Below are 14,040 nucleotides of genomic sequence, written 5' to 3'. Positions count from 1 at the left end.
CGTTTTAAAACGATTCGACGCCAACGCTCGGTGCGCGATGCGCGCCGACAGGCGTCTTGCCCCTTCGCCCAACTATGCCGCGCGCGGATGAGCGAATAGGCTCGGCGTATCGGCGGTTGGCGGAAACACGCACCAGCAGCCGTCGTCGTGGCGAAAGAAGAACAAACCCCGCCCGCCCTGTTCCGACGACGTCTCCACCCTCACATAGCGCCGCCCGCCCGCGCGCGTGCGGCTGAACTCCGTCACGTGAACCGGCTCGGCCGGCGATGGCGAAAGCCACTTCTCGACCAGAAACCGCAACGACTGTTCGCTCGCGGCTCTCATGATCTGCTCCGGAACAGCTTGTCGCGCTGCGCATCGCGCGTGGACTCGGGACTGTCGTCGTCGCGAGCGGCGTCGCCGTTCTCGGCGGCCTCGGCGGCTGCCAGCGCCATCATCCGACTCGTCGCGACCGCGCGCAACGAGCTGCAATGGGCCGCATGTCGAAGGTCCGACAGAAGACGGACTAGCTGTCGTGCTGATCTGCGTCTCATACATCCCCCGCACTGCACCAGAAACCTCACAAAGCACTTTAACTCTATGCCGGATTGTTCGTTGGGCAAATGATTTTGACTAAATAGCAACAGTCGCGCTTGCAATAAGAAGGCGCGCAATCTTCGTGCCGCGTTATCAATGTGCGCGTTCGGTGGGCGGAAATCTGTGCGTTGGCGAGCGCTTCGCGTCGCGCGAAGCGTCGATGCGGGAGCAACGGGAAGTGTCGGTCGGAGACTTGTTATCCACAGCGACCTCTGAATAACTTCGGGATAGCGCGACGAACAGCCTGTGCGCGAAATCTTGATAAGGATCAGGGTCGGCTAACGGTGTTCGAACTTATCCCAGTTATGTAGTTTTTCTACCGGCGTGTTCCGCAGGGTTATAGGTTTCGCATGATGTTGAAGCGGCGCGACATTTGCGACTTATCCACAGAATCGGTTGACCCTTGTTAACTACTACTACGTATGTATACGTATCAAGTAAACACTATAAGGTGAATATCGCTGCGCGCCTGAATCAGAGGCTGATCGGACCTTGATCAGCCTCGATGCGAAAGCCGCTGCGCCGCTGTCACGGCACCAGAGGCGCCGTGCCGCTCGCGGGTTCGATCGCTGCAGCCTGGCCAATCGGGTCGGCGGGCTGGACCGGCGAGGATGTCGACGGTGTCGTCAACGGAACCGGTGCGGGCGCGGTTAACTGCACTGGCGCGGGCGCTGACTGGACCGCCTGAGCCGCAGCTGGTGACGTCACGGCGACAGGCTTGTCGGTCGTCGGTTGAGCGAGCGCTGGTGAGGTCGTCTGAACCGGCACGGTCGGCGTCGCTCGAACTGCAGCGGAGGTGGTCGCCGCTACCGGCTCGGGCACAGGTTCAGGGATCGTCAGTTGAAGCGGCGCTGCTACCGGCATCGGCAGCGTCCGCGTCTCGATCGGGCTGCTCGTCACCGGCTGCGTGCGCACGACCGTCTGCAAGTAATGATCGACGAGACCGAAAAAGCGGTCATAGAACTTGCCCGACGGAATCGTCTCGCTCGAGATCTTCACCATCGCGTCGCTATTGGAGCGAATCGGCAGCGACAGCGAACCGAGCACGCTGAGCCCGACGCTCGCCGACGTATCGCTCTTCTTCAATGCGAAGCCGTTCTGCACCGCGTTCACGTACACGATGCTGGTATCGGCCGCCTCTTCGCCGGGCGTGCACACGACGTGAAATTCGACGACCACGTGCGAATCGCCGGTCGGCTGAAAATTCTTCGTGCCGTCGACGGTATCGGGACGCGACATCGTCGTCAGGTAGCCTTGGCTCAGCAATGCGCGGCGCGCGGCTTCGCAGCTATCGCCCGTACTCGAATTGAAATTGCGCGCGTACGGGCTTGCACCGGTTTCGAATAGTTCCTGAGTGAATTGGGGTTGCGGCGTGCTGCTGCATGCCGTGAGCGCGACCAGCCCGAACAGGGCCGCGGCGGTGGTGCGGGAAAAGGGGTTCTGCATGATCAGTTGCAAGAAGCGCCTCGTGGGCGCGAATGGAAATGCATTGTAGAGCGGGCAGCGTCACGTGCGTAAAAAGCGTGCAAGGTACAGCCCGGACCCTATTGCAGCGGGTAACACCACGTCAACTTGAAGCACGCTGCCGCGCCCTCGCAGTGCATGCGGGCGAAAATGCGAAAGAAATCGCGCGCGCGTGCCTAGTTCGACGTCGTGCGCGTCGAGCCAATCGTCGCGGCCGAAGTCGACCCAGAGGTCGCGGCCGACGATGCCCCGGCTGCCCCGCTCGCGGCGGGTGCCGCGGATGCAATGAGCACCGCCGGCACGCTGAACGCGTCGGCCCACGGATTCGCGCTGGCGCAACGATCCGCCTCGCACGACGCGGCCCGCCCAACGGCCCCGGAAGCGCCGTCAGCGGGTGTCGCAACCGCCGCGAAATCCTCCACGCGCAGATTCACCTTCTGCGCATAGGCCTTCGAGCCGCCATAGCTCTTGAGCGCGGTATTCAGATCGCCGTTCGCCGAGCGCATGTAGCCGTACAGAATCGCCGACCCCGCTTCGATGTTCGCACCCGGCTCGGTCAGATCCTTCACCTTGCGCAGCAGGCCGCGGTGCGCCTGCGGCACGACCTGCATCAGCCCCGTCGCGCCATTGGCGCCGCGGGCTTTTTCCTTGAAGCGGGATTCGATCGAGATGATGGCGAGCAGCAGCGCCGGAGGAAGGGAGTATTTGTTGGCGGCGGATTGCACCGCGTCGGAGATCTTTTGAGCCTTTTCTTTGCCCACACCGAACTTCTGCGTCAGGTACGCCGATATTCGGTCGGTGTTTTCGTCGGCCGCCGCGGTTTGCGCGAGGCCGAGCGAAAGCACGATCAGGCAAAGTAACCGGCTCATAGTGGACGTCGGAGGAAGCAAAGATCCGCGCATTATAGCGCCGCTGCATCGGGCGGCGCCTTTCCTCGGCAATTTTTGTCTTTTAAATCAAGGGTGACCGGAACTCGCCCCGCTTTCCGATGCGTTCATTTGAGCGCTTTTAACTTCAGGTCATAGCCGTCGCTCAGCGTCGCGAGGAACGCGGCGACGTCGTCGATATCACGCTCGGACCAGACCGGACGCTCGCCCGTTTTGCGCGTCAGCGGCTCGTCGGTCGTATCGACGTTCACGCGCAGTGCGACCGGCAGATCGTTGAATTTGTCGACTTTGCCGTGCGCATCCCTTGGATACCACTTGTCCGGGTTCGTGTCGCGTTGCACGTAGAAACGCAACGCCTCTTTCAGCGTGTGGAAGCGACCGTTGTGAAAAAACACTTGACGCGTCGCGGTATTGCGCAGCGATACCGACTTGAACAGTCCGCAGTTCAGCTTGTCGCTCTGATCCGTACGCAATGGTCCGCACAGGCCCATGTCGAAATACTTCGGATCGGCGTTGACCTTCAGTTCAGCGTTGCGCGGCACGCCAAGCGCCTGAAAGTTGAAGTCGGTGAAAAGCGGATGAGCGCCGTTCACGCCCGACTGGTCGATATGACAGGATGCGCAATTGCCGCCGGCGGGGTCGTCGAACAGTTTTTTGCCGCGCAACTCTTGTGCAGTTAGTCGCACTTTCCCGTCCAGGTAGTAGTCGAACTTGCTCGTGTACGGATGAAAACTCGGGTCTTCGAGCTCGAAGCGCTCGATCGCGTACATCGCCTGGGTGAACGCCTTGGTCGGATCGGCAAAAATGTTCTGGCCGAATACTTCCTTGAAGCGCGCAGCGTAGGGCGCGCGCTGCATCTTCGCGAGCAATGCGGCCGGATCCTTGTTGGCCATCTCGTTCGGATTGAACAGCGGGAAGTTCGCCTGATCGTGCAGATAGTTGAAGCGCCCGTCCCAGCCGAAGCCGCCGACCGGCGCGTTGTCCGTTTCGCTGAGCCGCTCGGACAGGCTCGCCGCCTGCGCATGCGTCCAGATCGGCGTACGGTTCAGCACGTAGCGCAGGCTCGGCACCGCGCGCGTGCCCTGCTGATGCAAGTCCGCGCCGCCCAGTTGCGCGGCGAGACCGTTGGGCGGCCCGTACGCGTGCTCGGGACTGTGGCAGCTCGCGCACGACATCTTGCCCGAGGCCGACAGCGCCGGATCGAAGAACATCAGTTTGCCGAGCGCGGCGGCGTCGCTATAGACGGGCTTCGCATCGGCAGATGCCGGTGTCGCATTCGACGCAACAGCGGGCGCCGCACCGGCGCCCCCCAGTAACGCGCCGCCCATCAGGGCGGCGAGCGCTATCCGACGCGCGCTCGCGCGCGCCGTGAATCGCATGACAGAAGACAGCATCGAGTCTTTTACAGGTTCGTGAAGATGTCGCTGCCGAACCCCACCAGACCGGCCTGTCCCGCATAACCAAGGTGGTCGAGCTGGAAGATGTCCTCGATGCTCTTCAGCATCGAATAGTGGTTGTACGGCACCGTGGACACCGTACCCGGCTTGATGAACTTCGAGATCATCACAGCGCCGGTCTGGTCGCCGCCGTAGCTCGACTTGGTCAGGTTGATCGTGATGCCGTTATAGGCGAGCGACGAAGTCTCCGGGAACGGCGGCAGGTTCGGGCCGGGTTGCTGGCTACAGCAGGTCGTGCCCGCAAATACCAGATCCTCGCCCGACGCGGACTGCGTGACCGTCGCGTAGCTGCTTTCGTCGAAGTTGATGATCAGCAGGCCATCCTTCTGGAACGCCGGCGATGCGGTAATGATCGGCACCCACTTCTGCAGGAACGTGTTCGCGCTCGTCAGGCCGCCCGGCTGGCCGTTCACGCAAGGTGCGTCGTGGCCGTCGTCGCACAGGTTCGGCGTGATCAGGTTGAAGTTCGCCGTGGTCGAGACCGATTGCAGATCGTTCTGCAGGTTATTCAGATTGACGACGTGCTGTCCGCAGTCCGGCGAATCGATGATCGAGTGGAAGTACATGAACGGATTGTGGCGCGTCGCATACTGGTCGCCGAGCGGCACGGCCGCGCTCGGCGCTTCGGCCGACTGCGTGAGGTCCGTCGTGTTCAGCGTCGGATGGCCGCAGGTGGCGGCTTCGCGCGACGGATCGTTGCCCATGTCGCCTTCATAGCCCTTCCACGTATAGCCCGCCGCCTTCAGCTGGTCCGGCAACGTCTTCACGCTCGCCGGATACACGCAGCCCGAGCCGATCGCCTGGCCATCGGACGTCATGCCGGTCAGCTTGAAGTCCTGATAGGTCATGCAGTCGTTGTCGGTCTCGTTGGTCGGCGACTGGCCGCTGATCATCGAGATGTAGTTGTCGAGACTCACGTGGCCCGTGCCGTAGTACTGCTGCACGAGCGCGCCTTGCGATGCCAGTGTTTGCGCGAGATACGGCGCTTTGGTGTTGGCGCCGAATGTGGTCGCGTAGTTTTCGTTTTCGAGCGTGATCACGAAGACGTGGCGAATCTGCTGCTGTCCGGTCAGTTGCAGCCCGCCGGACGAAGAAGACGAGCCGCAGGCGGCCACGATCAAAGCGATTAAAGCCACGCAAGCGGCCATGATGAGTGCGCGTAGCCCAATGCGGTGTGACATGTTCGTTGCCCTCTGTTGCTGTCTCTTTGTTGCCCTGTCGGGAATGCGGTTTTATTTGCGGGCAGACTTTATGGAGCGCCTATGACATTGCCGTGAAAATTGACGTTAATTCACCGATAAAACCATTGGCGAACCAGCGGGTTGCCGACTCGATTCACGCTTCGCGACGATTTGAGACAATGCGCGTCGGCCGCGCGCATCGTTGCGCGCCGCCTCAACGAACAACCGATGTTTTCAGCTATGAGCAAGACCGCGTTTATTCCCAGCGTCCCGGGCACCTCGGAGGACGACTTCGAGATTTCGGCGAGCGCGAAAATGGCCGGCTACCGGCGCTTCTTCGGCGTATTGAAGGTGGTGCGCACGACCGACGGCCGCGTGCTGTTTCCATTCGATGGCGCGCCCGAACTGGGCCCACACGCGAGCCGACTCGAAGCGCTCGCGGCCGCGCAGGTGTATGGCGAACACATCGTCGCGAGCGATCTGGCGCGGCCGGAGTTGTAGGATTCGTCGATCACCCGGCGATATGCCGATAGGCGAAAAAATACGGGTGGGTCAGCGCACGCGTACCCGGTTTGCCGCGCCGGCCCCTGCACGCGCGGCGAGCACACCACCGAGCACGCCGCCGACATGGCTCTGCCACGACACATCCGGATAGATCGGCAGTACGCCGAACAGCAGGCTCAGACCGTAGCTGCTGACGACGACCAGGGCCACGAGGATCGACACGAGATTGCGCGTGTAGTAACCACGCGCAACCAGGTGACCCGCATAGCCGAACACCAGCCCGCTCGCGCCGATATGCACCGAATACGGCGCGCCGAATAGCCACGCGCAAAGACCGGCGCCGAGCATCGCGCCGATGGTCGCGCGCCAGAAGCCGGCGATGTTCGGCCACGTACACAGCCAGCCGAGTACGACGAGCCCGCTGGTGTTGGCGGCGATGTGTCCGACGCACGCATGCAGCCACGGCGCGAACAGGATGCCCTGCAAGCCGTCGAGCGAACGCGGCACGACGCCGTGTTCGTTCAGATGCAGGAACGGCAACGCAACCGACAGAAAGAACACCGCCCACATCGAACCGACGAACAGCGCGATCAGCACGACGCGTGACTTCAGCTTTTCGGTGAGCGTGTTGGGAGATGAGGTCTTCATGATGACGAGGCCACGTGGGATGTCGACAGAGGGTAGTCGATGTGGCGTCGTCACGTCGAGGCATCGTGGCAAGACAGATGCCGATGGTGTTTCGTCCGCCGGACCGCATGGCGGCGCGGCTGATTGCATGAGCTTGCGGCCCGGTTTGCCGCTACGTCTTCGTCACTCCACCGTCACCGACTTCGCCAGGTTCCGCGGCTTATCCACATCCGTGCCACGCGCACAAGCGGTGTGATACGCGAGCAACTGCAGCGGCACGACGTGCAGGATCGGCGACAGCAAGCCATAGTGCTCTGGCATCCGGATCACATGCAGCCCTTCGCCGTTGACGATCTTCGTATCGGCATCGGCGAACACATAAAGCTCGCCGCCGCGCGCGCGCACTTCCTGGATGTTCGACTTCAGCTTTTCGAGCAGCGCGTCGTTCGGCGCGACCGTCACCACCGGCATCGCTTCGGTCACGAGCGCCAGCGGCCCGTGCTTCAGCTCGCCAGCCGGATACGCCTCGGCGTGGATATACGAAATCTCCTTGAGCTTCAGCGCGCCTTCGAGCGCGATCGGATAGTGCATGCCGCGTCCGAGGAACAACGCATGTTCCTTGCGCGAAAACTCCTCCGACCACGCGATGATCTGCGGCTCCAGCGCGAGCACGCTGTTGAGCGCCGCCGGCAGGTGGCGCAACTGCTTCAGATAACTCGCTTCCTGCTCGTCGTTCAAACGTCCGCGCAGCTTCGCGAGCGTTGCCGCCAGCGTGAACAGCGCAACCAGCTGCGTCGTGAATGCCTTGGTCGACGCGACGCCGATCTCGCGGCCCGCGTGCGTGAGGAACGACAACTCGGTCTGCCGCACCATCGCGCTCGTGCCGACGTTGCAGATCGCGAGCGTGTGCTTGTGGCCGAGCTCCTGCGCGTGCTTGAGTGCCGCGAGCGTGTCGGCGGTTTCGCCCGACTGCGAAATCACCACCACCAGCGACTTCGGATTCGGCACCGACTCGCGATAGCGATACTCGCTCGCGATCTCGACCTGAGTCGGAATCTTCGCGAGCGATTCGAGCCAGTACTTGGCGGTGAGCCCCGAGTAGTAGCTGGTGCCGCACGCGAGAATCAGCAGGCTGTCGATGTCCGCGAACACCTGGCGCGCGCCTTCGCCGAAGATCGACGCATCGAACGCGTCGGCCTGCGGAATCGTGTCGGTGATCGCGCGCGGCTGCTCGAAGATTTCCTTCTGCATGAAGTGGCGATACGGGCCGAGTTCGACCGCGCCGCCATAGGCGGCCACCTGGCGCACCTCGCGTTGCGCGGCCTCGCCCTGGCGATCGGCGATGCGCACGCCATCGAGCGACAGTTCGCAGACGTCGCCTTCCTCGAGGAAGATGAAGCGCTCGGTGCTGCCTGCGAGCGCGAGCGCGTCCGATGCGAGGAAGTTTTCGCCGTCCCCGAGCCCGACCACGAGCGGCGAGCCCTGACGCGCGCCGACCACCGTATGCGGCTGATCCTCGTGCAGCACCGCGATCGCATACGCGCCGTGCAGTTGCGCGATCGCCTCGCGCACCGCAGCGAACAGGTCGCCGCGATACAGGCTATGGACCAGGTGCGCGATAACCTCGGTGTCGGTCTGCGAGACGAACTCGTAACCCTTGCCGCGCAGCATTTCGCGCAAGGTCTCGTAGTTTTCGATGATGCCGTTGTGTACCAACGCCAGCGCATCCCGCGAGAAGATCGGGTGCGCGTTGTCGGTGACCGGTGCGCCATGCGTGGCCCAGCGTGTATGCGCGATGCCCGTCACGCCTTCGAGGCGACCGTCGCGCACCTGGCCTTCGAGGTCGGCCACGCGCGCGACGCTGCGCGCGCGGCTCGGCCCGCGAGCGCCGAGCACGGCGACGCCGCACGAATCGTAGCCGCGATATTCGAGGCGTCGCAGTCCTTCGATCAGGACGGGAACGATATTACGTTGCGCAACCGCGCCGACAATGCCGCACATGGTGTATTCCTTTTCAGTGCCGGATTCAGTGAGCGCGCCTCGTGGGCACGCCGTATCGATCAGCTTTTCTTTTTGACAGGGCGCACGTAGCCCGTCTTGCTCGTCTGGGTTTTATCGTTCAACACCAGCGCGTCGGCGGCGACGTCCTTCCACACCGTGGTGCCGGCCGCGATCGTCGCGCCGCGCTGCACGCGCACCGGTGCGACCAGTTGCGTGTCCGAGCCGACGAACACGTCGTCCTCGATCACGGTGCGGAATTTGTTGGCGCCGTCGTAGTTGCAGGTGATCGTGCCCGCGCCGATATTCACGCGCGCGCCGACATCCGCATCGCCGATGTAGGTGAGGTGGTTGGCCTTCGAGCCATGACCGAGCACCGCGTTCTTGATCTCGACGAAGTTCCCTACATGAGACTCGTCCTGCAGCGCCGCGCCTGTGCGCAAGCGCGCATATGGACCGACAACGGCCTTCGCGCCGACTTCCGCGCCTTCGATGTGCGTGAACGCATCGACGCGCGTACCGGCGCCGATACTCGCGTTGCGAATCACGCAGTTCGGCCCGATGCTGACGTTGTCGGCCAGCGTCACACGGCCCTCGAACACGCAGTTGACGTCGATCGACACGTCGCGGCCGCATTCGAGCGTGCCGCGCACGTCGATGCGCGCCGGGTCGGCGAGCGTCACGCCCGCGACGAGTAGTGCGTCGGCGACATTGCGCTGAAGAATCCGCTCGAGCTCGGCGAGCTGCTGCTTGCTGTTGACGCCGAGCGTTTCCCACTCGTCGTCGGGCTGCGTGGTGACGACTTCGAGGCCGGCTTCGATCGCCATTTCGACCGCGTCGGTCAGATAGAACTCGCCTTGCGCGTTGTCGTTTTTGAGCGCCGCGAGCCAGCCGGCAAGGCGCGCGGTCGGCGCGACGATGATGCCGGTGTTGATTTCGGCGATCTTCAGCTGCTCGGGACTCGCGTCCTTCTGCTCGACGATGCGTTGCACGTTGCCGTGCAGATCGCGCACGATGCGGCCGTAACCGGTCGGGTCGTCGAGCGTGACGGTGAGCACGCCGTAGCCGTCCTGGCCGGCACGCCCGGTCAGTGCGCGCAGCGTTTGCGCACGCGTGAGCGGCACGTCGCCATAAAGCACCAGCGTGGGCAACGATGGATCGAGCAGCGGCAGCGCCTGCTGCACCGCGTGGCCGGTGCCGAGCTGTTGCTCCTGCACCGCGAACTGGATATCGGGCGCCGCGACGGCTTCGCGCACGGCTTCGGCGCCGTGGCCGATCACGACGATCAGGCGGGCGGGCTTCAGCGCGCGGGCGGTGTCGATGACATGAGCGAGGAGCGGCCGGCCGGCCAGAGGATGGAGCACCTTGGGAAGCGCGGACCGCATGCGCTTGCCGGTACCTGCCGCCAAAATGACGATGTTCATGGCGTCGGCAAATAGACGAGTTTGGAGCGGACGATTCTATCATGCTGCATCTGCAAAAAAGGCCGCAGACGCGGCCTCGGCAGGGCTTGCAAGCCAGCGGAAAAGCGCCGGAATGCCGCCGGAACAGGCACTTTTCGCTCGTTACAGGTCGTCGAACTGGACCAGCGAAATGGTCTTCGCACTGGTGAGCGGCGCGCCTTCGCCGCCGCTCGAGCATGGTTCTTCGTCGAACGCGATGTCACCTTGCGGGTCGGCTTCGCCGCTCGCGCGCAGCCCCGCGAACGCAAACAGCTGGTGATCCATCAGATGCGACGGCACCACGTTCGACAACGCATTGAACATGTTCTCGATGCGGCCCGGGAAACGCTTTTCCCAGTCGCGGACCAGCGCCTTCATTTCCGCGCGCTTAAGGTTTGGTTGGCTACCGCACAGATTGCACGGAATGATCGGGAATTCACGCAACTCGGCGTACTTCTCCAGATCGGTTTCCTTCACGTAGGCGAGCGGCCGGATCACGATGTTCTTGCCGTCGTCCGATTGCAGCTTGGGCGGCATGCCCTTCAACTTGCCGCCATAGAACAGGTTCAGCAGCAGCGTTTGCAGGATGTCGTCGCGATGATGGCCGAGCGCGATCTTGGTCGCGCCGAGCTCGCCGGCGACGCGATACAGGATGCCGCGCCGCAGCCGCGAGCACAGCGAACAGGTGGTCTTGCCCTCCGGCACGAGCCGCTTGACGATGCTGTAGGTGTCCTGATTCTCGATGTGAAACGGGATGTCGAGCTGGGTCAGATACTCGGGCAGTACGTGCTCGGGAAAGCCCGGCTGCTTCTGGTCGAGGTTTACCGCGACGATGTCGAAATTGATCGGCGCGCGCTCGCGCAGCCGCATCAGGATCTCGAGCATCGCGTAACTGTCCTTGCCGCCCGACAGGCACACCATCACCTTGTCGCCGTCCTCGATCATGTTGTAGTCGCCGATCGCCTGGCCGACCTGGCGCGCGAGACGCTTGAAGAGCTTGTTGTTCTCGTACGCTTCCTTCTGCTCGCGGCGCGTGAGCGGCGATTTCGGGGCGCGGGCGGCGCTCGGTGCCGCGGTGGCGTCAGCGGCTTCGTTGTCTGCGGTCAGGATTTCCGGTGCGTTCATCGCTCAGTCCTCCTTGATGCGGAAGACTTCGACGCCGACCGCATCGCAGTCCGGATACACGTCCGGCTTTTCGGTCGACACGCGCGCGCCGCGCACCTGCGGATGTTCGAGCATCGCGCGCACGAGGTCGTCGCACAGCGTTTCCTGCAGATGAATATGGCCTTGCGAGACGCGCCTCGCGATCGTCGAGCGCATGAAGTCGTAGTCGACGACTTCGGTGAGCTTGTCGTGCACCGGCGTGGACATCGCGAGCGGCACGAACAGTTCGACGTTGATCACGACGCGCTGCTCGCCGCGCTTTTCGAAGTCGTGCACGCCGATATTGATGTGCACTTCGTAATTGCGCAGAAAAAGCCGGCGGCAATCGGCGAGCCGGGGGTGCGAAAGAGCGGCAAACATGTTCGTTCCAGTCCAAAAAAGCGTGCGGGGCACGCAAAGGGGCGCTTCGCCACACGCGATGACCGCCTCGAAGGCCGGCCGCGCGCGTGTCAGGCGCCCGTCAAAAACATCACGTCGCGCGGCAGCGGCACGAGATGCTGCCCGCCGTCGACCACCAGCGTCGTTCCGGTCACGCCGGCTGCATCCGCGAGATACAGCGCGGCGGCGACGATATCCTCGGGCCGCGACGCACGGCCAAGAGGCGTCATACGGTGAGCGGCCTCGAACCCGTGCTGGGTCTGGTCGCCCGATTGCATGGTCAGCCCGGGCGCGAGCCCGACCACCCGGAGCTTCGGCGCGAGCGCCTGAGCGAGCGCGACCGTCGCGGTCTGCAGCGCCGCCTTCGACAGCGTGTACGACAGATAGTCCGGGTTCATGTTGTACAGCTTCTGATCCAGCACATTGATGACGACGCCGCGCTGACTTTCGTCGCGCAATGCCGCATCGGGCGTCGCGTCGTAAAGCATGCGCGCGAGCACGAGCGGCGCGCCGACGTTCATCGCGGTCAGCTTCAGCAGCAGCTCGTAGCCGACGTCGCGCGCCGTGTCTTCCTCGAAGCGCGACGCGTTATTGACGATGCACGACGGCCGCCCGAGCGCAGCGGCACAGTCCGGCAGCAGCCGGGCGACCTGCGCCTCGTCGCCGAGCTCGGCGTGCAGCGCGACCGCGCGGCGGCCCAGCGCGACGATCTGCGCGACCACGTCGTCGGCGTCCTCACGCGAGGCACCGTAGTGCACGGCCACGTCCCAGCCGCGCGCGGCGAAGCCGAGGGCGAGCGCGCGCCCAATGCGGCGCGCGGCGCCCGTAATCAGCACGACGCGGGGCGTTTCGGGCGGCAGTTCAGCCGCGCGGGCAGCGATGTCCGGAGAAACGGTCATTTACAATGCGGGGATGAATCCCAAAGCTCACCAACCCGATAGTTTACCTGCTCCCGGCCCGAGCGCGCTCGCGCAGTCCGACGCGCTCGTCGCCGAGATCCGCGCGCAGCTCGACGCGGCCGGCGGCTGGCTGCCGTTCGACCGCTACATGGAGCGCGCGTTGTACGCGCCGGGTCTCGGCTACTACAGCGGCGGTGCGCGTAAATTCGGCCTGCGCGCCGACGACGGCAGCGACTTCGTCACCGCGCCGGAATTGTCGCCGCTGTTCGCGGCGACGCTCGCGCGCCCGCTCGCCGAAGCGTTGGAGGCGAGTGGCACGCGCGATGTGATGGAGTTCGGCGCCGGCACCGGCAAGCTCGCCGCGGGCTTGCTCAATGCGCTCGACACGCTCGGCGCCGGGTTCGACAGCTATTCGATCATCGATCTATCGGGTGAGCTGCGCGAGCGGCAGCGCGAAACGATCGCGGCGGCCGCGCCCGCGCTGCTCGCGAAAGTGCGCTGGCTCGACGCGTTGCCGCAGCGCTTCGAAGGCGTGGTGATCGGCAACGAGGTGCTCGATGCGATGCCGGTGCGGCTCTTCGCGCAAAACGGCGGTGTCTGGCGCGAGCGCGGCGTGGTGTGGCGCGACGGCGCCTTCGCGTTCGACGACCGGCCCGTCGCGGCCGCCGCGGACCTCGCGCTGCTGACCGAAATCGATGCGACCCGCGAACCGGCCGGCGACGACTACGTGACAGAAACGCACGAAGCCGCGCGCGCCTTCACGCGCACCATCTGCACGATGCTAGCGCGCGGCGCGATCTTGCTGATCGACTACGGTTTTCCGCGCCACGAGTACTACCACGACCAGCGCGCGCAGGGCACGCTGATGTGCCACTACCGGCACCGCGCGCACGGCGACCCGTTCCTGTACCCCGGTCTGCAGGACATCACCGCGCACGTCGAATTCACCGGCATCGCCGAGGCGGGCGTCGAGACCGGCGCGGACCTGCTCGGCTTCACATCGCAAGCGCGCTTCCTGCTGAACGCGGGCGTCACCGAGGTGCTCGGCGAAATCGATCCCGCCGACGCCGCGCGCTTTCTTCCCGCCGCCAACGCGGTACAGAAGCTGCTGTCCGAGGCGGAGATGGGCGAGCTCTTCAAGGTGATCGCGTTTTCGCGCGGACTCGACGATACGCTGCGCGCCTTTTCGAGCGGCGATCGTTCGCATACGCTGTGATCGTGAATCCGCTCTGGCTCGAGGACTCGCGATGATTCGCTGGCTTTTGACTACCTTCGTTGCCGTCGCGGTGCTGTCGTCGTGCTGGCCGTGGCTGAGGAAGCTCGGCATCGGCCGGATGCCCGGCGACGTGACCTTGCGGCTGTTCGGCCGCGAGTATCCGTTTCCGTTCATGTCGACGCTGGTGCTGTCGATGCTGTTGTCGCTGTTGGCGCGGGTGTTGTAGGCGCCGTCGCGCGCTACTTTA

Annotated in this window: 14 protein-coding genes; 3 read left to right on the top strand and 11 right to left on the bottom strand. The window is 64.1% G+C overall.

The genetic code is table 11. The features are described from left to right. Nucleotides 1-72 precede the first annotated feature (72 nt). The 5 genes from OKW35_RS10165 to OKW35_RS10145 form a co-directional block, all read right to left on the bottom strand. A complete protein-coding gene (locus OKW35_RS10165) occupies nt 73-324 on the bottom strand; it encodes a hypothetical protein (protein WP_184056386.1) in 252 nt (83 codons plus the stop codon). A 780-nt stretch (nt 325-1,104) separates the two neighbouring features. Then, on the bottom strand, nt 1,105-2,022 hold the full coding sequence (locus OKW35_RS10160; protein WP_429551844.1) for a DUF2242 domain-containing protein: 918 nt from the start codon (nt 2,020-2,022) through the stop codon (nt 1,105-1,107). 194 nt (nt 2,023-2,216) lie between these two features. After that, entirely contained in the window at nt 2,217-2,909 is a 693-nt protein-coding gene (locus OKW35_RS10155) for a lytic transglycosylase domain-containing protein (RefSeq protein ID WP_429551807.1), read from the bottom strand. Nucleotides 2,910-3,034: 125 nt separating this feature from the next. After that, nucleotides 3,035-4,321, bottom strand: a complete 1,287-nt coding sequence (locus OKW35_RS10150; protein ID WP_429551806.1) for a cytochrome-c peroxidase — start codon at nt 4,319-4,321, stop codon at nt 3,035-3,037. An 8-nt stretch (nt 4,322-4,329) separates the two neighbouring features. Further along, nucleotides 4,330-5,532, bottom strand: coding sequence for an alkaline phosphatase family protein (locus OKW35_RS10145; RefSeq protein ID WP_429491979.1), 1,203 nt, complete (start codon nt 5,530-5,532; stop codon nt 4,330-4,332). A 273-nt stretch (nt 5,533-5,805) separates the two neighbouring features. On the opposite strand from OKW35_RS10145, the gene OKW35_RS10140 reads away from it, so the two are divergent. Next, on the top strand, nt 5,806-6,066 hold the full coding sequence (locus OKW35_RS10140; RefSeq protein WP_090805534.1) for a DUF6723 family protein: 261 nt from the start codon (nt 5,806-5,808) through the stop codon (nt 6,064-6,066). Between the two features lie 51 nt (nt 6,067-6,117). Here OKW35_RS10140 and OKW35_RS10135 read toward each other — a convergent pair whose 3' ends face one another. From OKW35_RS10135 to OKW35_RS10110, 6 genes are all read right to left on the bottom strand, one after another. Next, nucleotides 6,118-6,717, bottom strand: a complete 600-nt coding sequence (locus tag OKW35_RS10135) for a rhomboid family intramembrane serine protease (protein WP_429551805.1) — start codon at nt 6,715-6,717, stop codon at nt 6,118-6,120. Between the two features lie 162 nt (nt 6,718-6,879). Further along, nucleotides 6,880-8,697: a glutamine--fructose-6-phosphate transaminase (isomerizing) gene (glmS, locus tag OKW35_RS10130; RefSeq protein WP_429362775.1), complete on the bottom strand. Its 1,818-nt coding sequence runs from the start codon at nt 8,695-8,697 to the stop codon at nt 6,880-6,882. Nucleotides 8,698-8,756: 59 nt separating this feature from the next. After that, nucleotides 8,757-10,118, bottom strand: a complete 1,362-nt coding sequence (gene glmU / locus OKW35_RS10125; protein WP_429551804.1) for a bifunctional UDP-N-acetylglucosamine diphosphorylase/glucosamine-1-phosphate N-acetyltransferase GlmU — start codon at nt 10,116-10,118, stop codon at nt 8,757-8,759. 141 nt (nt 10,119-10,259) lie between these two features. Continuing rightward, nucleotides 10,260-11,261 (bottom strand): tRNA 2-thiocytidine(32) synthetase TtcA, encoded by a 1,002-nt coding sequence (gene ttcA, locus OKW35_RS10120; RefSeq protein WP_429551803.1) that lies wholly within the window; start codon nt 11,259-11,261, stop codon nt 10,260-10,262. A 3-nt stretch (nt 11,262-11,264) separates the two neighbouring features. Further along, nucleotides 11,265-11,660 carry a dihydroneopterin aldolase gene (locus OKW35_RS10115; protein ID WP_090802589.1) on the bottom strand — a complete coding sequence of 132 codons (396 nt, stop codon included), beginning with the start codon at nt 11,658-11,660 and terminating at the stop codon, nt 11,265-11,267. Nucleotides 11,661-11,749: 89 nt separating this feature from the next. After that, nucleotides 11,750-12,577 carry an SDR family oxidoreductase gene (locus OKW35_RS10110; RefSeq protein ID WP_429335437.1) on the bottom strand — a complete coding sequence of 276 codons (828 nt, stop codon included), beginning with the start codon at nt 12,575-12,577 and terminating at the stop codon, nt 11,750-11,752. Between the two features lie 13 nt (nt 12,578-12,590). On the opposite strand from OKW35_RS10110, the gene OKW35_RS10105 reads away from it, so the two are divergent. Together OKW35_RS10105 and OKW35_RS10100 are read left to right on the top strand one after the other, a co-directional pair. Beyond that, entirely contained in the window at nt 12,591-13,793 is a 1,203-nt protein-coding gene (locus OKW35_RS10105; RefSeq protein WP_090805533.1) for a class I SAM-dependent methyltransferase, read from the top strand. A gap of 31 nt (nt 13,794-13,824) precedes the next feature. Beyond that, nucleotides 13,825-14,019, top strand: coding sequence for a DUF2905 domain-containing protein (locus tag OKW35_RS10100; RefSeq protein WP_018418711.1), 195 nt, complete (start codon nt 13,825-13,827; stop codon nt 14,017-14,019). Nucleotides 14,020-14,040: the final 21 nt, after the last annotated feature.

This window comes from Paraburkholderia sp. MM5477-R1 (genome assembly GCF_050436385.1).
GTDB lineage: Bacteria > Pseudomonadota > Gammaproteobacteria > Burkholderiales > Burkholderiaceae > Paraburkholderia > Paraburkholderia tuberum.
This window is presented reverse-complemented; position numbering and strand designations above follow the sequence as displayed.

Coding starts and splice junctions, on each gene's coding strand:
- OKW35_RS10165 (WP_184056386.1), bottom strand. CDS start 324: ATGAGAGCCGCGAGCGAACAGTCGTTGCGGTTTCTGGTCGAGAAGTGG.
- OKW35_RS10115 (WP_090802589.1), bottom strand. CDS start 11,660: ATGTTTGCCGCTCTTTCGCACCCCCGGCTCGCCGATTGCCGCCGGCTT.
- glmU (WP_429551804.1), bottom strand. CDS start 10,118: ATGAACATCGTCATTTTGGCGGCAGGTACCGGCAAGCGCATGCGGTCC.
- glmS (WP_429362775.1), bottom strand. CDS start 8,697: ATGTGCGGCATTGTCGGCGCGGTTGCGCAACGTAATATCGTTCCCGTC.
- OKW35_RS10155 (WP_429551807.1), bottom strand. CDS start 2,909: ATGAGCCGGTTACTTTGCCTGATCGTGCTTTCGCTCGGCCTCGCGCAA.
- OKW35_RS10105 (WP_090805533.1), top strand. CDS start 12,591: ATGAATCCCAAAGCTCACCAACCCGATAGTTTACCTGCTCCCGGCCCG.
- OKW35_RS10110 (WP_429335437.1), bottom strand. CDS start 12,577: ATGACCGTTTCTCCGGACATCGCTGCCCGCGCGGCTGAACTGCCGCCC.
- OKW35_RS10160 (WP_429551844.1), bottom strand. CDS start 2,022: ATGCAGAACCCCTTTTCCCGCACCACCGCCGCGGCCCTGTTCGGGCTG.
- OKW35_RS10100 (WP_018418711.1), top strand. CDS start 13,825: ATGATTCGCTGGCTTTTGACTACCTTCGTTGCCGTCGCGGTGCTGTCG.
- OKW35_RS10150 (WP_429551806.1), bottom strand. CDS start 4,321: ATGCTGTCTTCTGTCATGCGATTCACGGCGCGCGCGAGCGCGCGTCGG.
- OKW35_RS10140 (WP_090805534.1), top strand. CDS start 5,806: ATGAGCAAGACCGCGTTTATTCCCAGCGTCCCGGGCACCTCGGAGGAC.
- OKW35_RS10135 (WP_429551805.1), bottom strand. CDS start 6,717: ATGAAGACCTCATCTCCCAACACGCTCACCGAAAAGCTGAAGTCACGC.
- ttcA (WP_429551803.1), bottom strand. CDS start 11,261: ATGAACGCACCGGAAATCCTGACCGCAGACAACGAAGCCGCTGACGCC.
- OKW35_RS10145 (WP_429491979.1), bottom strand. CDS start 5,532: ATGGCCGCTTGCGTGGCTTTAATCGCTTTGATCGTGGCCGCCTGCGGC.